The sequence below is a fragment of the Nakamurella endophytica genome (assembly GCF_014646215.1).
Lineage (GTDB): Bacteria > Actinomycetota > Actinomycetes > Mycobacteriales > Nakamurellaceae > Nakamurella > Nakamurella endophytica.
The window spans coordinates 1-22,944 of the sequence record NZ_BMNA01000023.1 but is presented as its reverse complement, the minus strand read 5'-3'; the positions used below and the strand labels follow the sequence as shown (position 1 = coordinate 22,944).

The 22,944-nt window shown below is 75.0% G+C and carries 16 protein-coding genes; 8 read left to right on the top strand and 8 right to left on the bottom strand.

Annotated features, from left to right (window positions below):
- From IEY37_RS21640 to IEY37_RS21620, 5 genes are all read right to left on the bottom strand, one after another.
- The coding region (locus IEY37_RS21640) for a glycosyltransferase family 2 protein (protein ID WP_188944903.1) at window positions 1-431 on the bottom strand (431 nt) is incomplete at its 3' end.
- 185 nt (window positions 432-616) lie between these two features.
- Window positions 617-1,093, bottom strand: a complete 477-nt coding sequence (locus IEY37_RS21635; RefSeq protein WP_188945018.1) for a GtrA family protein — start codon at window positions 1,091-1,093, stop codon at window positions 617-619.
- A gap of 783 nt (window positions 1,094-1,876) precedes the next feature.
- Window positions 1,877-4,135, bottom strand: coding sequence for an RNA polymerase recycling motor ATPase HelR (helR, locus tag IEY37_RS21630; RefSeq protein WP_188945017.1), 2,259 nt, complete (start codon window positions 4,133-4,135; stop codon window positions 1,877-1,879).
- Between the two features lie 159 nt (window positions 4,136-4,294).
- Window positions 4,295-4,648 carry a VOC family protein gene (locus IEY37_RS21625; RefSeq protein ID WP_188945016.1) on the bottom strand — a complete coding sequence of 118 codons (354 nt, stop codon included), beginning with the start codon at window positions 4,646-4,648 and terminating at the stop codon, window positions 4,295-4,297.
- Window positions 4,649-4,719: 71 nt separating this feature from the next.
- Window positions 4,720-6,183, bottom strand: coding sequence for an FAD-binding oxidoreductase (locus IEY37_RS21620; RefSeq protein ID WP_188945015.1), 1,464 nt, complete (start codon window positions 6,181-6,183; stop codon window positions 4,720-4,722).
- A gap of 281 nt (window positions 6,184-6,464) precedes the next feature.
- Between IEY37_RS21620 and IEY37_RS21615 the strand changes: the two genes are divergently transcribed.
- The gene (locus tag IEY37_RS21615) at window positions 6,465-9,179 is read left to right on the top strand and encodes a LuxR C-terminal-related transcriptional regulator (protein WP_188945014.1); all 2,715 of its coding nucleotides are present in this window, start codon (window positions 6,465-6,467) and stop codon (window positions 9,177-9,179) included.
- Window positions 9,180-9,326: 147 nt separating this feature from the next.
- Window positions 9,327-10,754, top strand: coding sequence for an MFS transporter (locus IEY37_RS21610; RefSeq protein ID WP_188945013.1), 1,428 nt, complete (start codon window positions 9,327-9,329; stop codon window positions 10,752-10,754).
- Between the two features lie 94 nt (window positions 10,755-10,848).
- Here the strand turns inward: IEY37_RS21610 and IEY37_RS21605 are convergent, their stop codons facing one another.
- Window positions 10,849-11,739 (bottom strand): SDR family oxidoreductase, encoded by an 891-nt coding sequence (locus IEY37_RS21605; protein WP_188945012.1) that lies wholly within the window; start codon window positions 11,737-11,739, stop codon window positions 10,849-10,851.
- Between the two features lie 92 nt (window positions 11,740-11,831).
- On the opposite strand from IEY37_RS21605, the gene IEY37_RS21600 reads away from it, so the two are divergent.
- Window positions 11,832-12,401, top strand: a complete 570-nt coding sequence (locus tag IEY37_RS21600) for a TetR family transcriptional regulator (protein WP_188945011.1) — start codon at window positions 11,832-11,834, stop codon at window positions 12,399-12,401.
- Between the two features lie 158 nt (window positions 12,402-12,559).
- The gene (locus IEY37_RS21595) at window positions 12,560-14,020 is read left to right on the top strand and encodes a phospholipase D-like domain-containing protein (protein WP_229674761.1); all 1,461 of its coding nucleotides are present in this window, start codon (window positions 12,560-12,562) and stop codon (window positions 14,018-14,020) included.
- Between the two features lie 118 nt (window positions 14,021-14,138).
- Here the strand turns inward: IEY37_RS21595 and IEY37_RS21590 are convergent, their stop codons facing one another.
- Entirely contained in the window at window positions 14,139-15,770 is a 1,632-nt protein-coding gene (locus IEY37_RS21590) for a SpoIIE family protein phosphatase (protein ID WP_188945010.1), read from the bottom strand.
- A gap of 178 nt (window positions 15,771-15,948) precedes the next feature.
- On the opposite strand from IEY37_RS21590, the gene IEY37_RS21585 reads away from it, so the two are divergent.
- The 3 genes from IEY37_RS21585 (at window position 15,949) to IEY37_RS21575 (ending at window position 19,047) form a co-directional block, all read left to right on the top strand.
- Window positions 15,949-16,920: a bacteriorhodopsin gene (locus IEY37_RS21585; protein WP_188945009.1), complete on the top strand. Its 972-nt coding sequence runs from the start codon at window positions 15,949-15,951 to the stop codon at window positions 16,918-16,920.
- 76 nt (window positions 16,921-16,996) lie between these two features.
- A complete protein-coding gene (locus tag IEY37_RS21580) occupies window positions 16,997-18,130 on the top strand; it encodes a beta-carotene 15,15'-dioxygenase, Brp/Blh family (RefSeq protein WP_188945008.1) in 1,134 nt (377 codons plus the stop codon).
- On the top strand, window positions 18,127-19,047 hold the full coding sequence (locus IEY37_RS21575) for an NmrA family NAD(P)-binding protein (protein ID WP_188945007.1): 921 nt from the start codon (window positions 18,127-18,129) through the stop codon (window positions 19,045-19,047). Before IEY37_RS21580 ends, IEY37_RS21575 begins: the two co-directional genes overlap by 4 nt.
- On the opposite strand, the gene IEY37_RS21570 is transcribed toward IEY37_RS21575, so the two are convergent.
- Window positions 19,030-21,924: an ATP-binding protein gene (locus IEY37_RS21570; protein WP_188945006.1), complete on the bottom strand. Its 2,895-nt coding sequence runs from the start codon at window positions 21,922-21,924 to the stop codon at window positions 19,030-19,032. The genes IEY37_RS21575 and IEY37_RS21570 overlap by 18 nt on opposite strands.
- A 195-nt stretch (window positions 21,925-22,119) precedes the next feature.
- Between IEY37_RS21570 and IEY37_RS21565 the strand changes: the two genes are divergently transcribed.
- Complete coding sequence (locus IEY37_RS21565) at window positions 22,120-22,683, top strand: hypothetical protein (protein WP_188945005.1); 564 nt, start codon at window positions 22,120-22,122, stop codon at window positions 22,681-22,683.
- The last annotated feature ends 261 nt before the right edge of the window (window positions 22,684-22,944 follow it).

Genomic DNA, 22,944 nt, shown 5'->3' with positions numbered 1-22,944 from the left:
AACACGTTCGCCGCCGTCGTGACCAACCGGTTGCCCAACACGTACACGTACGAGAACGCGTTGTGGCTACCGAACGTGCGCGTCCCGTACACCACCGTCGCGTCCCCGGCCAGCACCGGAGCCAACAACGCCGGGATCTCCTCCGGCGCGTACTCCAGATCCGCATCGCACATGATCAGGTAATCCCCGGTCGCCAACTCCGCACCCTTGCGGATCGCCGACCCCTTCCCACCATTGACCGGCTGCAGATGCACCCGCACCCGCGGATCACCCGCCCACGCCCGGTACAACTCCCGCGTCCCGTCCGTGCTGCCGTCGTCCACCACGACCAACTCCACGTCCACCGGGAAATCCACCGCCAACACCCGACCCACCGCCGACCCCAACGTCGCGACCTCGTTGTAGACCGGCATCAGGATCGACAGCTTCACGGTGGTTCCCCCCAGTCCCGGCTGTGCAGCCACCGGACGCTAGCAGAGGACGGCGCCGCTCCCGGGACGCCCGGACCGGTCACCGGCCGGTGCGTCCCGAGCCCGGATGTGCCCGCAGGCGACGGGCGGTGCGGTGGCCGGCGGTGCCGACCCGGGCGGTGCGGTGACCGGCCGGGTGCGCCGGATCAGCGGTCCGCGGTGCCGACGGCCACGGGAACCGCCGGTGCCGGGTGCGCGCGGAACACGAAGGTGCGGAAGGACCAGAAGCGGAACGCGGTCGCCGCGGCCAGCCCCACCACGTTGGCCGAGATGTTGTCGGCCGCCGGTGACCGCCAGCCCAGCAGGTCGTGCGAGACCAGCAGGCACGCCTCGCTGATGCCGAGCGCGACGGCGGACATCACCAGGAAGAGCGAGAGCTCGCGACGCAGGCCGCGGCGGGACCGGTGCCGCCAGGTCCAGTGGCGGTTCATCAGGTACGACGACACGGCGGAGACTGTCGTGGAGCAGGCCTTGGCCGCCCACGCCCAGGGCAGCGGGCCGAACAGCAACAGGTTGAACAGCACGATGTCCAGCACGGTGTTCACCGCGCCGACGACCCCGAACGCCCCGAGCTCGGCGGCCAGCCGCCGCGGCACGGACCGCACCCCACCCTGGACAGCCACTCGCGCACGGTATCCGTTCGCAGCGTGAACAAATCGTTGGCTCGACGGGGCCGCGACGAGTGTCACACCGAGGTCCGGCTCCGAGCCGGTCACGCCCGAGCCGCCGTCGACCGATCGGCCGGACGCCGGCGACGGAGGGCCCCGTTCGTCCGCGCCGACGGGGCCGCTGCTCTCCGGCCGGCTCCCCCGACGAGCCGCAGAACCGGTCGAACGCGCAGGCCTCCATGTCCTCGGGCACCACGTGACCGTCGGCGTCGTGGTACTCCCAGGTCGTACCCACCGCGCTGCCGGGCGACCAGACGCCGGCTGCACCGGTCGATCGGCAGCACCCGGTCCCGCACGCCGTGGGACACGAAGACCCGCGGCCGGCGCCGCAGGTCGGTCGGCGCCACGAACCACGGTGAGTGAGAAGGCGAGAATGTCGCCGAACAGGTCGCCGTTGACCAGCCCGGTGGACAGGGCGTAGCTGGCTCGGTCCGAGAAATCGGCCAGTGCAACGCGTCCCGCGTCGACCTGGTGCGTCGCGAACACCTGCGCGAGCGCCAGGCCCAGGACGCCGACGTCCGGCCCGAACCCGCCGAGCAGCCCGTCCCGTCCCGCGGTCAGTTCCGGCGGCCGCAGCCCCGGCATCGCCGCCGCCGGCCGGCCGGCGCCACCCGCGGCCGGCGCCACCCGCGGCCGGCGCCACCCGGTGTCGGTGCGCGGTCAGCCGCCCGCGGGCGTGCCGGCACCGTCCGGGCGGTCGCCCCGTCCCGTCCCGTCCTCTCCCAGTCGTCCCTCCGGTCACCGTGCCACCCCGGTGCCACCGGACCGCACGGCCTCCGGTCCACCGCTGTGCAGCACGACCAGGTGCTGCGTCGCCCGGGTCATCGCGACGTACCGGTCCACCGCGCCCTCGACCCCGGTGCCCCAACGGTCCGGGTCCACGAGGACCACCAGGTCGAACTCGAGACCCTTGCACAGCTGCGGCGGCAGCGACCGCACCCGCCCGGTGGACCGCACGGCCGGGTCGCCGACGACGCACACCGTGCCCTCGGCATGGGAACCGAGCCACTCGTCCAGCGTGGCGGTCAGCTCCGTCGCCGCCGCGTGCACCACCGGCCGCCCGCTGCTGCGGACGGAGGTCGGCACGCCGGCGTCGGGCAGCACGGCCCGGATGACCGGCTCTGCCAGGACCATCACCTCTCGGGGGGTCCGGTAGTTGATCCGCAGCGACGCCGACCGCGGGCTCCCGGCGCCTACCCTGGTCAGCCGCTCCTGCCACGACTCGAGGAAGCCGTGCCGGGCCTGTGCCCGGTCGCCCACCACGGTGAGGCTGCGCGACGGGCAGCGCGACAGCACCATCTGCCACTCCGCATCGGTCAGCTCCTGCGCCTCGTCGACGACGACGTGACCGAACGGCCCGGCCAGCCCGTCCGGGTCCGGGCCGGTGCCGGTCCCGTCGTCGGCCAGCACCTGCTGCAGGTCCTGCCCGCGCAGCATGCTCATCACGGCCATCTCCGAATCGTCGGACTCGATCAGGTGGTCCACCACCGCCGCCATGGATGCCGCCCGGACCGCTGCCTCGGCCCGCCACCGGCGCTCGTGCCGGGCGGCCGCCGGGTCGCCGAGGCGCTGCCGCGCGGCGTCGAGCAGCGGCAGGTCGGGCAGCGTCCAGCGCTGCGGATCGGGCCGCTGCAGCCGCTGCACCTGCTCCGCGTCCAGCCAGGAAGCGCACCGGCGCAGGTAGGCCGGTACCGACCACAGGTCCGCGACGAGGTCCGCCGCTTCGACCAGGGGCCAGGCACGGCGGAGCGCGCCGAGCAGCTCCGGGTTCCGGCGCAGCGCGGCCCGTACGGCTTCGGCCGGGACACCCGGGCGGTGCCGCTCGAGCAGGATCTCGACCAGTTCGTCCAGGACCTGCTCGCGGGCGGTGTTGTGCGGGGTGCCCGGATCGGGCGCGTCGAACGCCCTCGCCCAGTCCTGTCCGGTGAGCCGGACCTCGTCCCAGTCGGTCTCCACCACGAGCCCGGTGACCGGCGGCTCCTCGTGGAACCGGACGGCGGCCTCGACGGCGCCACGGACCATCGCGGCGGACGACTTGAGCCGCGCGACCTCGGGGTCGTCCTCGGCGACCGCGGCGGCGCCCTCGGCGACCAGGTCGCGCAGGGTGCACAGGCGCACGCCGTCCTCCCCCAGCCCGGGCAGCACGTCGGCGACGTAGCCCAGGTAGGGCCGGTGCGGGCCGACGACCAGTACCCCGCCGTCCCGGACGAGCCGTGGCTCGCGGTACAGCAGATGCGCGCACCGGTGCAGGGCGACCACGGTCTTCCCGGTGCCCGGGCCGCCGTCGACGACCAGGACGCCGCGCGAGCCGGCCCGGATGACGGCGTCCTGGTCGGTCTGGATGGTGGCGAGCACGTCCTGCATCCGCGCCGTCCGGCTGCGCCCGAGACCGGCCAGGAAGGCCGAGTGGTCGTCGAGCGCCGCCGTCCCGGTGACGCCCTCGGGGCCGAACACCTCGTCCCAGTAGTCGCTGATCCCGCCGCGGGTCCAGCGGTAGCGGCGGCGGCTGACCAGGCCCATCGGGTGCGCGTGCGTCGCTGCGAAGAACGGCTCGGCCGCCGGGGCGCGCCAGTCCACCAGCAACCGGCGGCCGGTGCCGTCGGTCAGCCCGATCCTGCCGACGTAGACCGGCTCAGGCTCGTCGGACCGCACCATGCGTCCCAGGCACAGGTCCAGGCCCGAGCGCCGCAGCAGCCGCAGCCGCGCGGTCAGCCGGTGGATCTCCTCGTCGCGGTCCAAGGCCTGGGACCCGGACCGGGCGGGCGCCCTGCGCTCCGCGGCGAGCCGGTGCGTCAGCTCCGCGACGGAGCGCTCCAGCGCCGCGGCGATGTCCGCGAAGTGCCCTTCGTCGCCGGCGACGAGCGCGGGGTCCGCCTTGGCGGTCAGGTGGCCGGGCAGCCGGAAGACCCCGGCGGGGATCCGGTGGTCCGGAGCCGCGGCGGCGGTGTCCGGGCCGTGGGCGGCGGTGTCCTGGGTACGGGCGGCGGGCGTGGTCATCGGTCGCGTGTCTCCCTGTCCGGGCCACCCACCGCGCCGCTCATCGCGGCGTCGTCGCAGGTCGTGGGCCCGGCCGGGGATTCTGCGCGGCACCCCGGGTCTTGCCGCAAGACGCGGGGTGCGCTCTACTGTGGAAGTGGCGGGAGGGGCTGCCCGCCGTCAGTCCGGGTGCCCGGCGATGTTCAGCACGGTGCCGTCGGGTGCCCGTACGAAGAAGCGGTGCACTCCCCACGGCTCGGTCGTCAGCGGGTGCACGATCTGGTACCCGCGGGCCTGGGCGTCGGCGTAGGCGGCCTCGACGTCCTCGACGTGCACCGAGACCGCGGAGTCGACGGGAGCCGAGGCGTCGCCGGTCACCAGCTGGACCGTGGCCCCGGTGTCCGGCGAGGTGTACCGCGCGACCCAGCCCAGGTCGAACTCCTCCGTGGTGAGGCCGAGGTAGTCGGTGTAGAAGGATCGGGCCGCCGCGACGTCGGGGACGTGCAGGTTGGCCATGATGCGGAAGACGCGCACGGAGGGCTCCTGTCCGGACGGGTGCCTCGATCCTGGCCCCGGCGCCCGGACCTGTCGACCGGGCACGGCGGTCATCCGCGACCGCGGACCGGCTCCGGAGTGGCCGACCAGGCACCGCGGGGCTCCCCGTCGGCATCCCCGAGGCCGCGGGCGCGCCGCACCTCCCGCAGGCGCCGCAGCGTCTCCGCCGGCCAGCCCCGCTCCACCTCCTGCGGCGTGTTCACCATGCCGCTGAAATTGACCTGCGCGGCGCCCGACGACCACGGCAGCAGGCCGTCGAGGACCGCCCGGACCGCGGCCGCGGCGGCGGTCCTCGCGGGCCCGTCGGTGCGGCCGTCCGGGCCGTCGGGGATCGGCCGGCTCGACGCCCAGACACCGAAGGCGGCGTCCCGGCCGGCCACCGCGTCGTCCACCGGGACGGCGAAAGCCCCGCCCAGGTGCCGGATCTCGACGATGCCCAGCGGGGCGCGCACCGCCGGGCCGGCGCGGTCGAGCAGCGCCGCGACGGTGTCCTCGGTCAGGTCGTCGAGCAGCAGGCCGCCACCGGCGTGCGCCGACGGCAGCACCGGGTCCCGGTGGATCTCGCCGATCCGCCCGTACGGCAGCGGCCCGAACCCGCCGGCCACCGGTGTCCCCGCGGATCGCAGCGGGGCGAGCAGCTCGTCGGCCTGCTGCGGGGTACCGACGACGGCCGCCCGCAGGTGCACGACGCTGCGGCCGCGCAGCGGCTCGGGCACGGTGGGCAGATCCGGTGGGCGCAGCAGCGCCACGGATGTGGTGACGGTGTCCGGCACCGTCCCCGAGGTCACCCAGGTCCGGTACGTCGCCAGCACCTGCGGTATGTCCGCGGCGTCGAAGTACCATCCGCCGGCCTGCATCTCGGGTCGCTCGACGAGCCCGACGGTGACCGCGGTGACCACCCCGAGGTCGTGCTTGCCTCCGCGCAGCGCGAAGAACAGGTCCGGTTCGGCGTCCGCCGTCACCGTGAGCGGGGCCCTTGCCTGCGGCAGCACCACCTCCAGGGAGCGGACCCGGTCGGAGCAGATCCCGTAGGTCCGGCCGACCGGTCCGTGGCCGCCGCCCAGCAGCAGTCCGACCGCGCCGACGTCCGGGGCGGACCCGCAGATGGCCGCCAGGCCGACCGCGTCCGCGGCGGCCACGACCTCTCGCCAGCGGGTGCCCGCGCCGACCCGGGCGGTGCGCTGCTCGGCATCGACGGTGACCCCGGCCAGCCGGCGGGTGGTCAGCAGGACACCGCCGTCGAGCTCCGGGATGTCGGCGTGGCCGGTGCCGACCACGGCGACCGGCAGCCCGTGTGCCGTGGCCAGCTGCAGTGTGGCGACGACGTCCGCGCCGGACGCCGCACCGACGGCCGCGTCGGGGCGGTGCCGGACCGCCAGGTCGAAGCCCGCCACCTCGGCGGTGTAGTCCGGGTCGTCCGGGACGAGGACGGGTCCGGCGACGGCGGAGCGCAGGGCACGCACGGCGGGCGGCGTGATGCGGGCCGGCGACGGTGCGGTCAGGACGGGATCCATGTCAGCGTCCTCCCCGGGAGTGGTGGGTGCGTCGCGGCATGACGGCCTCTCCAGCAGGTGCCGGGCCGCACGGGCCCGGGCGGTGGTCCGGTGGTGTCCACCCACCCTCGCCGAGGGCCGTCGCCGGCGTACTGGCGATTTCCACCAGTTCCGCGGCCGGCTGGGTCGGCCCGATCCACGACGGCGGGGTCCGGCCCACCGCCGGTCACCGGGCCGCCGCCGTGCCAGGATCCAGGGGCGCCCGTCACCCCTCTGCGACGACCACCTGCGGAGCCCTGCCGATGCACTTCTGGAGCGAGACCGAACGGAGCACCCTGCGGGCCGCCGTCGACCGCGCCCGCGCCGGACGTCCCGGCCTGCTGGTGGTCGAGGGTGCGCCCGGCACCGGCAAGACCGCGCTGCTGGACGAGCTGGTCGCCACCGCGACCGACTTCCGGGTGCTCCACGCGGACGCGCTGGAGTCCGGCGACCAGACGCCGTTCGACCTGCTCGAGCAGTGGGGGTCGCAGGTCGCCGAGCTGCCGCAGATCCGCCCGATGGTGCTGGCGCAGGCGCTGCGCGAGCGGCTGGACGAGGTCGGCGGGGACGCACCGGTGCTGCTGCGCGCGGACGACCTGCAGTGGGCAGACCCGGAGTCCGTGGAGGCGGTGACCTGGTTGCTGCGCCGGGCCACCGGCGACCGCCTGCTCGTCGCGGTCGCCACCCGGCCGTGGGCGTCCGGCGTGCACGACGGACTCCGCCGCTGGGCGTCCGGCCCGGGCAACGCCTGGTGGCTCCGGCTGGCCGGCCTGACGGTGACCGACGCCCGCCGCCTGGTCGCCGAGCTGCGGCCGGAGGTGACGGCCGACGTCGCGGAACGGCTGTGGCGGCACACCGGCGGCAACCCGCTGTACCTGCGGGCGCTGCTGCGCGAGCACGACGCCGAGGAGCTGCGCCGGACCCGGATGTTGCCGGCGCCGACCGAGTACGCGCAGCTCACCGCGCGGCAGGTGGCCAGGGTGCCGGCGGCGTCGGCGGAGCTGCTGCGGGCCGTGTGCGTGCTGGGCAGCGGCTGGCTCAGCCTGTACGACGCCGCGGCCGTGGCCGACGTCGCCGAACCCGGGGACGCGGCCGCCGCGCTGGCCGACGCCGGGCTGGTCCGCGAGCAGTGGCCGGACGGCGGGCCGTGGGTGCGGGTGGCGCACGCGCTGACCCGGTCGGCGGTGTACCAGTCGACGCCGCCGAGCCGGCGCCGGCTGCTGCACCTGCGCGCCGCCGGGACGACCACCGACCGGGCGACGAGCCTGGAGCACCGCATCGCCGCGGCCGAGCACTACGACGACGTGCTGGCCGACGAGCTGTCCCGGTTCGCCGGCGAGTTGCACGACGCCCGGTCGCACCGGCTGGCCGCCCGTTACCACCGCTCGGCCGCCGCGCTGAGTTCCGATCCGTCGGTGCGGGAGCGCCGCCGGTTGGAGGCCGTCCTCGACGCCCTGCTCGGCCAGGACACCGACCTGTCCACCGCCGACCGGCAGCTGCTGACCAGCGCGGCGGACACCCCGGAACGGACCGTGGTGCAGGCGGCGCTGGAGATCGTCCTCGGCCGCTGGGACGTGGCGCTGGGGCTGCTCGACCCGGTGCCGGCCGCACTCGACGATCCCGCAGGCGTCCGCCCGCTGACGGCCTACCGCCACCTGGTGCTGCTGGCCTGGGCCGGGATCGGCGCCGGGGCGACGACGGCCGCGGTGGCGAGCGCGCTGCAGCGGGCGGCCGCGATCGGGGTCGAGGACCCGGCGCTGGCCGGCTATGCGGCGTCCCCCGGGTTCTACGTCCTGGAGCGCACCCAGGGTCTGTCCGGCGCCGCCGCGCTCTTCGCCGACCTGCCCGAGGACCCCGCGTCCGCGCCTCCGGAGCAGACCGTCACCGTCGCCGGCCGCGGGGTGCTGCGGCTGCGCAGCGGCCTGCTCGAGCCGGCGACGCGTGACCTGGCCGAGGTGCACCGCAGGTTCAGCAACGGCGAGGTCGACATCGCCGACGGCGCCTACATCGCCCGGCTCGGTCAGGCGCACTGGTGGCGCGGCCGGTGGGACCAGGCCCGGGCGGCCTACGAGACGGCCGTGGACGCCGGATCCGGCCGGTTCCTGCAACCCATCGTGGCCGCGGCCGTGTCGCTGCTGCCGTCGACCGAGGGCCGTTTCGCCCGCGCCGACGAGTTGTTGGACCAGGCGCGGGACTTCCACCGGCGCAAGCCGTGGGAGGAGGCCGGCCGGATGCTGATGGTCGCCGAGGTCGTCCGGCTGCACGCCGGGGCGGACCCGGACGCCCGTCGCGGCTACGTCCGGTCGCAGCAGGCCCTGTTCGACCGGTTCACCGCGTCCCGCGGCAACGGGCTGGTCGAACTGCTGCACGCGGCGCTGGCCGCCGCCTGGGCCGGCGACGCCGATCTCGGCGGCTGGGCGCTGACGTCGATCGAGCGGTTGCCGCTGCTGCCTGACTGGTCCGGTGCCGTCCGGGACTGGCTGCGCGGGCTGCTCGAGGAGGCGACGGGCCGGGACCCGGCGGTCGCCGCCGCCTCGCTGCGGCGGGCGGCGGGGGCGCCGTCGGCCGAGGTGCCGCTGTACCGGGCGCACCTGCTGGTGGACCACGCGCGGATCGCGGCCCGGGCGGGCCGGACCGACGTCGCCGAGCGCGCCGGGCGGGAGGCCGCCGAGCTGTACCGGACCCTCGGGGCCGCGCCCTACCTGGAGGCTGGCCGCAGCGGCGAGCCGGTCGGCGCGGCGCCGCGGCCGGTCAAGGACGCGTGGGCGATGACCGACCGGGAACGCGAGGTGCTCGCCCTGGTCCTCAACGGGTTGAGCTACGCGCAGATCGCCCGGGAACTGTTCATCACCCAGAGCACCGTCGCGTTCCACCTGTCCAACCTGTACGCCAAGACCGGTGTCACGTCGCGGCACCAGCTGACCGCCATGGTGCGCGGTGACCCGGCCTCGTTCGGAATGCTCGGCGTCCCGGCCTGACCGGGGCGACGCGCCGGTCCTTGCGCGCGCGGACTGGTAGTTCCTACCAGTCGCCCGCGAGCCGGTCGGGGCCACGCTGGATCACGTCCGGCCCGCCCCGGGCCGCCGGCCGTCGAGTACCCAGCGAGAGGCATTGTCGTGCACCGGATGTCCCAACGTTGGCTGGTACTGGTCGCGATGACCGGCTCGCTGTCCATGATCCTGCTGGACCAGACCGTGGTGACGGTCGCCCTGCCGTCGATGAGCCGCGAGCTGGGCCTGTCGGCCGGCGGTGAGCAGTGGGTGGTCAACGCCTACGTGCTGGCCATGGCGGCGCTGGTGGCGCTGGGCGGCAAGCTCGGTGACCGGCTCGGCGGCGTCACGACCTTCCGGATCGGGGTGACCGTCTTCTTCCTGGCGTCGCTGGCCTGCGGCTTCGCACCGGCCACCGACCTCGGGGAGGCGTGGATCATCGCCGCCCGGGTGCTGCAGGGCGCGGGCGCCGCGCTGATGACGCCGGTGTCCGCGGCGCTGGTGATCGGCGCCTTCTCGGTGGCCGAACGGGGCCGGGCGATGGCCGTCTACGCCGGGATCAGCCAGGTCTTCCTCGCCGTCGGCCCGCTGCTCGGCGGTGTGCTGACCGAGGCGGTCTCCTGGCGCACCGTGTTCTGGCTCAACGTGCCGGTGGGCGTGGCCGCGCTGGTGCTGGTGCACGTCGCGCACCCGGCCGACGTCCGCACCGACGGGGCCCGGATCACCGCAGCGCCGGTGGCCGGCCTGGTGCTCGGGGTGGCCGCCACGGTTCTCGCCGTCCAGCAGGCCGGGACCTGGGGCTGGACGTCACCGGCCACGGCGGGACTGCTGGCGGTCGGCCTGGTGCTGCTGGGCGCTTTCGTCGTCGCCCAGCTGCGCTCGCCGTCGCCTCTGGTGGACGTCCGGCTGCTGGGGCGGCGGGCGTTCCTGGCCGACGTCGTGGTGCTGGGGCTGGTGCAGTTCGGCCTGCTCGCGGTGATCCTCTACAGCTCGATCTACCTCCAGGTCCTGCTCGGCATGAGCCCGATGCTCGCCGGGGTCTGCGCCCTGCCGCTCATCGTCGCCATCGCCGCGGCCGCCCAGCTCGGCGGCCGGTGGTACGACGCGGCCGGCGTCCGGCCCCCGGTGCTGACCGGGGTGCTGGTCGGCACCGCCGGACTGCTGGCGTGGGCGGTGTCGCTGCCGACGCTGGGCTACGGCGCCCAGGTGCCGGGCATGGTGCTCACCGGTCTGGGCATCGGGCTGCTGATGTCGCCGACGAACACCGACGCGCTCGGCCGTGTCGACGCCGCGGACCGCAGCCAGGCGTCCGGCATCGTGCAGACCGTCCGGCAACTGGGCGGCACGCTGGGCGTCGCTGTCATCGGTGCGGTCGTCCTCGGCGCGGAGGGCGGGCCCGGCGCCGGCGGCCGGCCCCAGCACGCCGCGGACGCCATCACCCTCGGCTTCTTCTGCGCCGCAGCGGCTTTCGTGCTGGCCCTGGTCGCCGGCACGGCCCTGCTGTCCCGGGAGCGACTCACCGTCGACCCCTCCGCCGGGCCGGCGCCGGCCGCCGTCGGCTGACGGCGGCCGGATCTGCATGGCCCGCTCCCCGACCGGGTACCTGTCGGGCGACCTCGCCGGGCGTCTGTCGGGGGCCGGCCGGCGAGGTCCCCGCCTACCGGTACGCGCCGGCAGCGATGTCCTCGACCAGCGTCGGCCCGGACGGCGTCCAGCCGAGCAACTCCCGGGTGGTCGCGCTCGTGGCGGCCAGGTCCATGCCGAAGAAGCCGCCGATCCAGCCCCACTGCGCCGCCACGTCCTGCGCGGGCACCGGCCGCACCGGCAGGTCCAGCGACCGGCCGAGCGCCTCGGCGATCTCCCGGGTGGGCACGCCGTCCTCGGCCACCGCGTGCAGCCGCGTGCCGGCCGGGGCCGCCTGTAGCCCCAGCGTCACCATCCGCGCCGCGTCCGACCGGTGCACGGCGGCCCACCGGTTCGTCCCGTCGGCCGGGTAACCCGACACGCCGGAACGGCGCGCGGTGTCGGCGAGCACGGCGAGGAAGCCGTGGTCGTCCACTCCGTGCACCGTCGGGGCGAACCGCAGCATCACGGTCCGCACCCCACGCTCCACGAACTCCAGCGCCAGGCTCTCGCTGCCGCCGCGCGGCGCGTCCGGGCCGTGGAAGGGCGACGGGTCGGCCTCCGTCCCCGGGCGCCCGGTAGCCAGCCCGGCGACGCCGGACGCGACCAGCAGGGGCCGGCCACTCCCGGCCAGGGTGTCGCCGAGCACCTGCACGGCGTCGCGCTCGGCGCGGTTCGACGCGGCCGGATCGGACCAGTCGTGCTTGTTGGCCAGGTGGATCACGGCGTCGGCCGGGTCGGCCCCGGCGCGCAGGCTGCCGGTGTCGTCGAGGTCTCCCCGGCGGACCCGGGCGCCGCGGGCCTCGAGCCGCTCGGCGGCGGCGTCCGACCGGGCCAGGCCGGTGACCTCGTGCCCGGCCGCGAGCAGGTCGTCGACCACCGCCGACCCGATCCAGCCCGACGCTCCGGTGACGAATACGTGCACTGCGGACTCCTCTTCTCGTCCCCGCGGCGATGTCTGCCGCTGACATCACTGTAGACCCTGACGTCAGTCGCTGTCATCACTAGACTGAGGGCGTGGGACGGTGGCAACCCGGCGCGGCACAGCGGCTGCAACAGGCCGCCCTCGAGCTGTTCGACCGGCAGGGCTTCGACGGCACGACGGCCGCCGAGATCGCCGAGGCGGCCGGGCTCACCCAACGGACCTTCTTCCGGCACTTCCGGGACAAGCGCGACGTGCTGTTCTTCGGCCAGGAGGAGTTCGTCCGGGCGTTCCGTGCCGGGATCGACGCCGCGCCGGCCGGCACGGCGCCGATGGACCTGGTGGCCGCCTCGCTCGCGTCCGCCGCCACGTTCTTCCCGGACGAGCGGCGGCCGTACTCGCGGCTGCGCCAGGCGGTGATCGACGGCAACCCGACGCTGCAGGAGCGGGAGCGCCACAAGCTGGCCGAACTGGCCACCGCGGTGGCCGCGACGCTGCGCGACCGCGGCATCGGCGAGCCCGCCGCCACGCTGGCCGCCGAGTCCGGCGCCACCGTCTTCGACGTGGCGTTCGCGCAGTGGATCCGTCCGGACGAGCACCGGTCGCTGGCAGAGGTCGCCGCGGACGTGCTCGCGGAACTGCGCGACCTGGGCATCGCCCGCTGACCCGACCCGCCCGGGGACGGCAGCACTGGCGCTGCGACGGGGCGGCGGTCACCCGACCGGACCGATAGCCTGCGCAGCGACGACCCGGCGGGCCGCCCGGCCACCGGCACCACGGCGACCTGCCGGGAGGCCGAGGGGTCACCGGAGATGGGGCGACCGTGGGTGCGATCGGCAGTGCGGTGGACCGGCTCGACGCAGCCCTCGGGTCGGGGTTGGAGGCGCTGGTCCGGCGGCACCACCAGCGCCGGCTGCGCGGCCTGGGGCATCCCGCCGTCGCCGACCTACCGGACGACGCACCGGGTTGGGCACCCGGCGACACCCCGCCGCGCGAGGGCAACCACGTCGACGTCCTGATCGACGGGCGCAGCGCGCTGCGGGCGATCGACGAGGCGGTGCGGTCCGCGCGATCCCACGTGCACATCGCCGGGTGGCACCTGGAGCCGGAGTTCCGGCTGACCCGCAACCCCGGCGAGCCCGCGGTCGCGGACCTGCTGGACGACGTGGCCCGGCGCGGGGTGGACGTGCGGGTGCTGCTGTGGGCGGGGCCGCCGCTGCCGTTCTTCCAGCCGACCCGGCGCAGCGTGCAGCGCATCCGGCGCCGGCTGACCGCGGGCGGGAGGGTGCGCTGCGAGCTCGACGCCCGGGAACGCACCCTGCACTGCCACCACGAGAAGCTGGTCGTCGTCGACGACGAGGTGGCCTTCGTCGGCGGCATCGACCTGTCCCGGCTCGCCGGCGACCGCTGGGACCACCACGACCACCCGCCCCGCGACACGACCGGCTGGCACGACGTCGCGGCGCGACTGCGCGGCCCGGTGGTGGGCGACGTCGCCGCGCACTTCCGGTCCCGCTGGCAGGAGGTGGCCGGCGAACCGCTGCCCGCCCCCACCACGCCGCCGCCCGCCGGTCGCAGCACGGTGCAGCTGGTGCGGACCGTTCCCGAGAAGACCTACGGGTTCGCCCCGCGCGGCTACTTCGGCAATCTCGCCGCCTACCACGCGATCCTGACCGAGGCGCGGCGGTTGGTGTACCTGGAGAACCAGTTCCTGTGGTCCATCGAGATCGTCGACCTCCTGGTCGACAAGCTCCGCCGCCCGCCGGACCCGGACTTCCGGGTGGTGGTGCTGCTGCCGGCCAGGCCCAGCAACGGCAAGGACACCACCCGCGGCCAGCTCGCCCGGCTCCTGGACGCGGACGCCGACCAGGGCCGGTTGCTGGCCACCACGGTGCGCGCCGTCGACGGCGACACCGAGGGTTCGGTGTACGTGCACGCCAAGGTCGGCATCGTCGACGACCACTGGCTCACCCTCGGGTCCACCAACCTGAACGAGCACTCGCTGTACAACGACACCGAGGTCAACATCGTCACCGACGACCGGGAGCTGGCGCGCCGCACCCGACTGCGGTTGTGGAGCGAGCACCTTCAGCTCGACGAGTCCGAGATCGACGGCGACACCACCGAGGTCGTCGACCGGTACTGGAAGACGATTGCGGCCGAACAGCTGCGCCGCGCCGACGACGGCCGGCCACCCACGCACCGGCTGGTGCAGCTGCCCGCGGTCTCCCGGCGGTCCGAGCGGCTGGAGGGCCCGGTACGCGGGCTGCTGGTCGACGGGTAGGTGGTGAAGCACCTGCAGTGACCGCTGTCCGCCGGTGCGTCGGCGGTGACGGCTGTCCCGCCGGCGGACGGCTGTCCGCGGCGGTGCTCGCATCGCCTGCCGCTGATGGCGGATCGGGTCAGGTGTCGATGCACAGGATCGTGGCGTCCTCCGACGGCCCGTCCTGCTGCGTGCGGTCGAGCAGGTCGGCGGTCACCAGCCGCACGACCTCGTCGGGGCTCAACGATCTCGCGCGGCGCGCGATGTCCTCGGCGCGCTGTCCCGCCGCACTGTGGCGAGCGAATCCGTCGCCGAGGACGATCAGCCGACCGCCGCGACCGACGTCGAGAGGCGTTGCCCGATACGACGTCTCACCGGTCAGGCCGGCCGGGTCGTGACGAGGCAGCCGGAGGCGGGTCAGGCTGTCGTCCTGCTCGAGCACGTCGATGCCGTCGGAGGCCACCACGTGCACCGACCACGGTTGCACTGTCAGACGCAGCAGCAACATCGCAACCGTGGCCTCGCCGCGGAAGTGCCGGAACACCGCTTCGTCGACGAGCGCCGCCTGCTCGGCGGGGTCGCACCCCATCGTGCGGGCGTGACGCAGGGCGGCCAGGGCGAGACCCGTGATCAGCGGCGCGGTGTAGCGGTCGACCGCGACGTCGAGCACCGCAAGATCGATGGCGGTGAACCCGTCGCGTCGGACGATCTCGGTGTCGTGGGAGTCGGTGCAGCCGTCGTAGGAGGGCTCGACATGGGCAGCGATGTGGATCCCGTGGGTCACGGTGCGGCGTGGTCCCAGTTGCCGAGCCTGCATCTCGGCGCCGACCGTCCAGGCCCGGGTCCGGGCGGCGAGCTCGAGACGACGGCTGGCACTGGCGGCTTCGTCGAGATGCACCGCTGCCGTCGGGGCGAGAGCCGCGAGCAGGTCCGTGGGCCCCGGGCCCGGCTCGGCGCCGAACGTCACCGAGAGCACCCCCAGCCGCCTGTCGGCGGTGAGAGGCAGGTGTGCGACGGTGTGCTCGCCGACCGACTCCAGAGTCGGCTCCCCCGTCCGCAGTGCGGTGCCGGCCGCACCGCGATCGACCGTCTCGTCGCTCGGGGGTCGCACGTCACCTGCGACCCCGGCGGCCTCCGACCGGGCCCAGGCTGCGACGTGCAGGAAACGGCCGTCGAAGGTCAGCACCCGCAGGACGCATTCCTGCGCATCGACCGCGGAACGGACGAAGTGCACGGTCTCGTCGGGGATGTCGTCGGGTGCTGCGGTAGCGAGTCGCCGCTCGAGGGCCCACACGCCGTCCGAGACGGCCGGAGCCGCCGGGCGGCCGGGACCCGCTCCCGATGCGGCGGATGCCGCCGGGCCGCTGGCAAAGCGGTCCAGCGACTCCACCACCCGGTTCCGGTCCTCGACAGACAGGTGACCGAGGAGGTCCTCCCAGATGGCGACACGGGCATCGTCCCAGCGCTGGGCCAGCTGCCGGCCCAGCGCGGTGAGCCGCAGTTCGACCTCCCGACGATCCTGCTCGGCCGGCGTCCGGGTGACCAGCCCCAGGCCCTGGAGCCGGTCGGCCCACCGGCTCGCCGTCGACACCGACACCACGCTCGCCTCCGCGATCACCGATATCGACGCCGACTGTCGCCGGCGCAGATGCACGATCATGCTGAGCTGGGCGGGCGTGACCGCCCGCTCCACGGCCTCCGCGGCGCGGGCGTAGCGGTCGGCGACGACCGCGGACAGACCCACCAGGGTGTCCCGTACGTGCTCGTCCACCCGAGCATGATCCCGCGCCGGTCGGCGCGGACGTGCACCGGCGCCGGCGCCGCGACACCGGATCCTTCGGCCGGCCGGTGGCCCTGCCGGACGTCTCTCCGGATCCCGGAGTAGCGTGCGAGTCGCAACCTTCGCACTTTGCAAACATCCGTCTCGCACCGCCACCGAAGGAGCTTCCATGCACCCTGATGCCACCCTGGCCGCCGAGTTCACAGCGACCTCGAGCTACCCGCATGCGCAGTACCTGCTCGTGCTGTACGGCTTCGTGGTCGCAGCGTTCGCGCTGTTCGCCGCCGGGGTCTACGGCGCGAAGACCAGCGGCGAGGTGTCCAAGGCGTACCGCCCGGCCGCGATCGCCTCGACGCTGATCTGCTGGGTGGCCACGCTGGCCTACATCGTGCTGATCCTGGAGTGGGTGCTCGGTTTCCACGCGGCCGACGGCGGCCGGACATTCACGCCCGCCGCCGGGACGGTCGTCACCGAGCTCCGCTACATGGACTGGTCGGTGACCGTGCCGCTGCTGACCGTCGAGCTGCTCGCCGTCGCCGCGTTGACCAGGGTGCTGGCCTTCCGGCTCCGGTTGGTCGCGATCCCGGCCGCCTTCCTGATGATCGCCACCGGATACCTGGGGGTGGTGCTCGGAGAGGACGCCCAGCGGGGTGTCACCGGCGCGTTCTGGCTCTGGGGCCTGATCAGCACCGCTTTCTTCGTCGTTCTCTACGGTGTCGCCCTGCGGGCCTACCGCGCGACGGCGCAGCAGCTCGGCGGCGAGGCGCTGATCAGCTACCGCAACGCACTGATCCTGCTGTTCAGCGTCTTCGGCGCCTACCCGCTGGCGTACCTCGTGCCGTTGTGGGCCGGAGCGGACAACAGCGGCTGGGCCACCGCCGAGCAGCTCACGTTCACCTTCGCCGACATCCTCGCCAAGGCGGGCTTCGGCATCCTCATCCACAAGGTCGCCAAGCTGCGCACCGCCGCCGACGCGCTGGCGGCCGGCGGTGTGGCGGGCACCGTTTCTGCGGCGTCCGTCCCGGACACGCTTCCGGCCGAGGTGTGGATCTCCGGCGAGCTGGTGAGCGTGCCACCGGCGCGGGCGACCGACGCGCTCGCGGCTGCAGCGGCAGGTCCGGCGCAGCGCCCGGCCCGCTGACCCGGCCGGCGTGGTCACCGCCACCGTCGACCGGACCCGGCGACATCCACGGCGCCGCCCGGCAGCGACAACCCTGATGCCGCTCCGTTCTTCGATCCGGTGGCTGGTCGTCACACCCCGGCTGGCGGTGGTCGCCGTGGGTGCGGCCGTCGCCGTCGGCGCGGCCCTGTCCGCCCACCCCGCCGGCGCAGGCACCGTCTGGCGGACCGGAGCAGACCCCGGAGCTGGGCTGGCTGGCGTCGTGCTCGTGACCAGCCTCGTCGCCGGACTGCCCCACGGCGCGGTCGACATCGCCCGCCTGGACGGGTCGTGGCGCCGGCGCGCACCGATCGCCGGGTCGTACCTGCTGCTCTCCGCGGCCGCGGTCGGCATCTGGTTGCTGCAGCCGCTCGTCACACTGCTGGCGCTGCTGGCGGTGTCCGTCGCGCACTTCGGCGCCGCGGACCTCGAGCTCGCCGATGCGATCGGCGCCGCACCCGACGGCCGGGTGCGGCGGTTCGCCGTCGTCGTCGCGAGCGGTGGACTGCCTGTGCTGCTGCCCCTGGGACTGCACGGCACGGCCGTCCTCGACGTGCTGGACGGGCTGACCGGCGGGCGCGGAGTCGCCGTCGTCCAGGTCTGTCGAGCACTGCTGCCCGTCCTCGGCGTGGCGGTCGGTCTGCTCGTGGGCGACGCCGTGCGCCGTCATCGCTGGCACCACGTCCTGGATCTGACCGCGGTGCTCGTCGTCTTCGTCGCCGCTGCCCCGCTGCCGGCCTTCGCCGCGTACTTCGGGCTGTGGCACGCCTGGCGCCAGACCGGTCTGATGATCGACGCCGACGCCCGCGCGCTCGGGGTGGGTCACCGTACCGCCGGCGCCCGCCTGCTGCGCCAGGCCGCCCTGCCGTCGCTGGTCGGCATCGCCGCCGTGGCCGTGCTCGCAGTCGTCGGCGACCGCACCGTGCTGGTCTGGAGCCTCGCGGCCGTCCTCAGCCTGACCGTCCCGCACGCTGCGCTGACCGGCTGGATCACGCATCGACGGGGACGGAGACCGTCCCACACCCGGTCGGTTTCCACCGGGCCGACCTTGCGCCGTCAGGGCGGCAGTCCGGGCGGGGCGACGGATCTCAGGGACTTCTTGGGGTCGACCACCCGCACCGGAGCACCGTCGGATGCCACGATGACAGCGATCCGGCCACCGCGGTCGACAGTCGAAGGGACGACACCTTGATCCTGGTCACCGGCGCCACCGGCATGTTCGGCAGCCGCACCTTCCGCGAGGTCCGAAACCGCGGTGCGGACGTCGCCGCGCTGGTCCGCGATGCCGACCGTGGGCGGCGCGCGCTGGGACCGGACGCGACGCTCGTCGTCGGGGACATGGACCGGCCGGAGACCCTGGATGCCGCGATGGACGGTGTCGACACGGTCTTCCTGGTCTCCCCGATGGACGACCGCATCGCCGACCGGGAGCTGGCGACCGTCGACGCCGCGCACCGCGCGGGCGTGCGTCGGATCGTTAAGCTGCACGGCGCGGTCCGGCACGAGGACGCGCTCGGCGCGCTGCACCGCCGGTCGATCGATGCCATCGCCGGGTCGGGGATGCGCTGGGCGCTGCTGTCCCCCAACTCGGTGATGGAGACCAGCCTGTACTCGCAGGCCGCGGCCATCCAGGCCAGCGGCGAGATGTGGGGTTGCGCCGGGGACGGGCGGGTCGGCCTGGTCGCCGCGGACGACGTCGGCCGCGCGGCGGCCGCGGTGCTGGTGGACCGCGGCGACGCCGCGGACGGCACCGATTTCCGGATCACCGGGCCCGAGGCGTTGAGCATGGCCGACATGGCACGGACGCTGACCTCCGCGCTGGGACGGGAGGTCGGCTACCACGACCTGCCGGAGGACGAGTTCCTGGCCGTCCTGGTGCAGCAGACCGGCATGCCGGCGGAGGTCGCCGAGATCGCGGTGGTCGCCCACTTCCGCGCCTGGCGACAGGGTCTGGCGGACCTGGTCACCGACACCTACACCGAGCTCACCTCGCTGCCGCCGACCTCGCTGGCGGACTGGGCCGCCGACCACGCGTCCGCGTTCACCGGCGACGCTCTCGCGGGGCCTTCGGTGCCCGCGCCGGCCGGCGAGTCAGTCGCCGGCGGGTAGCCGGCCGGCCAGTTCGTTGCGGGACCGGATGCCGAGCTTGCGATAGGCGTGGCGCAGGTGCGCCTCGACCGTCTTCTCGGTGACGAACAGCGCCCTGGCGATCTGCCGGTTGCCCAGTCCCTGCGCGGCGTGCCCGGCGACGACGCGTTCGGACCGGGTCAGCGCCGGTGGCCGGTCCGCCGCCGGTCGCGGCCGCCCGCCGCTGGACAGCAGCGCGGGTCGCACCTGCGCCACGAGCCGGTGGGCGGCGCACTCCACCGCAAGGTCGTGCGCCCTGGACAACGCGGCGCGGGCGTCGGCGCGGCGGTCCGAGCGCAGGTGCTCGACTCCGAAATCGGCCAGCGCCCACGCCAGCTCGAGCCGAGCCGGCGAGTCCTGCAGCACGGTGACGGCCTCCGCGAGGAGTTCCGCCGTCGACCCGGCCCGCAGGTGTGCGGCGGCGCGCAGGGCGACCCCGATGGCCCGCGGGGCGCCGGCCCGACGGGCGATGGCGAGCTCGGCGTCGACCAGTTCGCGGGACCGGTCGGGTGCGACGCCCTGCCGCCGCAGGGCGGTCGCGCACCGGGACCGCCACGGGCTGGCGGCCCCGCTCCACCCCAGCCGCAGGTTCATCGCCCCGTAGGCCTCGAAGGCCTCGGCCGCCGCGGCGTTCTTGCCCTGCGCCAGCAGCAGCTCCGCCCGGCTGTAGGCCAGCAGCCGAAAAGCGGTGGCATCCGGGTCGATGTCGTCCAGGACGTAGGCCAGCGGCGCGGTGCCCTGGTCCGCGGCGACCGAGACCACCACCGCCGCCGCCCTGGGCAGCAGGCTGCTGGTGGTGCCGACCGCGTCGGCGAGATCGAGGGCGTCCTGCGCCTCGGCGAGCGCCTCGGCCAGATCGCCCACCCGCAGCCGGAGGCTGGCCCGCTGGGCGAGCATGTCGGCGTGTCGGTCGGCCAGCGAGTCGCGGTCGGTGCGCTGCACGAGCCGGTCGAAGACCGCGCGGGCGCCGTCGAAGTCGTCGACCAGCAGCTGCGCCAGACCGATCAGGGAGAGCACGATGCCGGCCACGGCGGGGTCGGTCGCCGTCTCCAGCCCGTGGATCGCGCGGGACACGCTGACGGCGACCTCGCCGACGGGACGGCCGTCCATCGCGCCGTCCAGTGCGTCCGTCGCGGCGACCATCCGGACCCAGCCCGGCCGGACCCCGGCCGGGAAGCGCTCGGCGACGACCCGCCGCCGCCACGGCGCCAGCCGCTCGCGAGCTGCGGCACTCACCGCGCCGCAGGCCAACAGCTGGAAGTCCACCCGCTCGGCGACCGGGTCGTCGTCGGACAGCTCCGCGCGGATCTCCAGCAGCGACTCGGCGGCCTGCAGTCCGTGTCCGCGGTACAGCTCGACCTGGGCGAGCGCGACCGCGGCCCTGGCCCGCACCGTCACCGCGCCGTCCGATGTCGCACCGGGGATGCCCCCGGTCCCACGCACACCGTCGCCGGCGCGGGACAGTGCCGACGACAGCGGCTGCACGGCGGCCGCCGGGTCGATCGCGGCGAGGGTCTCGCCCCACTCGAGCAGGACCTGCGGCCCCGCGTCCGGCCGCGCGGCGGCGGCCCGCAGCCACCGGGCCGCCGCCCGCGGGTCGCCGTGCCGCCGGGCCTGGCGCCCGGCCTCGGCGAGAACGGCGGTGGCCCAGACGGTGTCGGTGTCGCCGGCCTCCAGCAGGTGCGGCGCGACCAGGTCCGCCCGTGCCCCGCGGCCGTGGAGCAGCTCGGCCGCGCGCAGGTGCAACCGCCGACGTCGCGTCGGGTCGAGCTGGTGGTGCACCGCCGTGCGGACCAGTGGGTGGACGAACTGCACCGGCCCCGCGCCGCCGCCGAGGATCCGGGCCGCCTCCAGCTCGTTGCGCGCATCGGCCGCGGCGTCCGGGTCCAGACCGGCCAGGTCCGCCGCCGTCGGCAGGTCGGTGCGATCGAGGACGGCCACGGCCGCCGCCAACCGGGAGGCCCGCTGGTCCAGCGACGCCATCCGCAGCAGGACGAAGGAACGGACTCCGCTGGGCAGCAGGGCCCGCAGCCGGTCGACCCCGACGTCCGGGCCGAGTCCGTGCGCACGCATCTCCTGGACGAGTTCGCGGACCAACAAGGGATTCCCACCGGTGAGCTCGGCCACCGTGCGGGCGACGCGAGGGCTCACCGGAGCCCCGAGGTCGGCGGTCAGCCACCGGGCCGTCACGTCCGCCGACAGCGGAGCCAGGTCCAGGACCGTGACGTCCCCCGCCGTCCACCGGGCCCTGGCGACCTCGTCGGGCCGGGACGCCAGCAGCAGGCCCGCGGCGACGCCGTCCAGCCGGGGACCGAGGAACTCCAACCACCGCCGGGACGGCTCGTCCGCCCAATGCAGGTCGTCGACCACCAGCAGGACAGGTGCCTGGTCCGCCACGTCGAGCAGTGACCAGTACAGGTCCTGGAACAGCGCGAAGGTGTCGCCCGTCCCCATCGACCGGCCGCGGGCGTCGTCCAGCCGGGCGGCCAGGACGCCGGCCGGACCGGACGCCCGGCGGCCCCGGGGCCCGTCGAACAGCTGACGGACCGTCCCGAACGGGAAGTCCTGCTCGAGTTCCCGGCCGCCGGCGGTCAGCACGGTGGCGGCGCCGGCGTCGGCCGCGGCGACGACGAGCTGCTGCAGGGACGTCTTGCCGCCGCCGGCCTCCCCCATGAGGACGCACCGCGAGCCGTCCCCGCGGACGACACCGGCGAGCCAGTCGCCGAGCACGGCGATCTCGGCGTCCCGTCCGTGGATCGAGCGGGAGGCAGGCGGCACGAGCGACATCGACGGGCGCTCCCCAGCGCCGATGTCGGAGCCGGTGTCGGCGCCGGTGTCCCGGTCGACCGCCTGCGCCATGCCCACCTCCCGCTCCCGGACACCGACAGCCCTGCCGCGACGATACGTGCCACCCGTTCGTCGGCCCGCCCCTTCGCTGCGCGCTGCGGCACGTCGGCGGGCCCCCGCCGCAGGTTGTCGGTGGCGGTCCCGCGCCCGTGGTTCTCAGGGTTTTTCGCGGGTTCCGCCTGCCCGTCCGCGAGTGATCATGGCCGGGTGGCCGTCCTCCTCGCCTTCGCACCGTGGATCGCGTACTGGGTCCTCGCGTCCAACAACACCTTCGAGACCGGCGCCGCGGTGGCGTTGGCCGTTGCGGTCGTCCTCGGTGGGTGGGACCTGCTGCACCACCGTCGGCCCAAGACCATGGACGTGGCCACCCTGGTGTGGTTCTTGGCCCTGAGCGCGGTGGGCCTGGCGATCGACGACCGGACGCTGGCGCAGTGGAGCTACGCGACCTCCAACCTCTTCCTGGCGGTCGTCGCGGCGGTCACCATCCTCACCGGACGGCCGTTCACCCTGGCCTACGCCGAGGAGGGCGCGACGCCGGAGGAGCGGGCATCACCGGGCTTCCGCCGTGCGACGGCGGTCATCGCGTGGGTGTGGACGGCTGCCTTCGTGGTCATGTTTGCCTCGTCGCTGCTGTCGATCGCCCAGCCGGGCTGGTCCACCTGGACCGACTGGGTCGTGCCGATCGGGGCGCTCGTGCTGGCGATGAAGTTCACCGGCTGGTACCCCGAGTACCTCGGACGGCAGGCCGCGGCCGAACCGGCGCTGCGCTGACCCGGACCGCCGCGCGCGAGCGCGACGCGACCGGACCGTCCCGGTCGACGCACCGTCCGCCGCGCTGGGAGAAGAACCTGGCGGCCGATCGTCGAGCCACCGTGGTCGTCCGGTGGACCTGCGTCGGATGGCGGCGCTCGTTGGTCCCGTGCGGCGGGCCGGCCGCCGAGGGGACGACCGGCGCGCTGCGCACGTCCTAGGTGTACTGCCCAGGGAGGTTGGTCAATCTGGTGATGGGTGGTTGACCTCCGATGGCGGTGT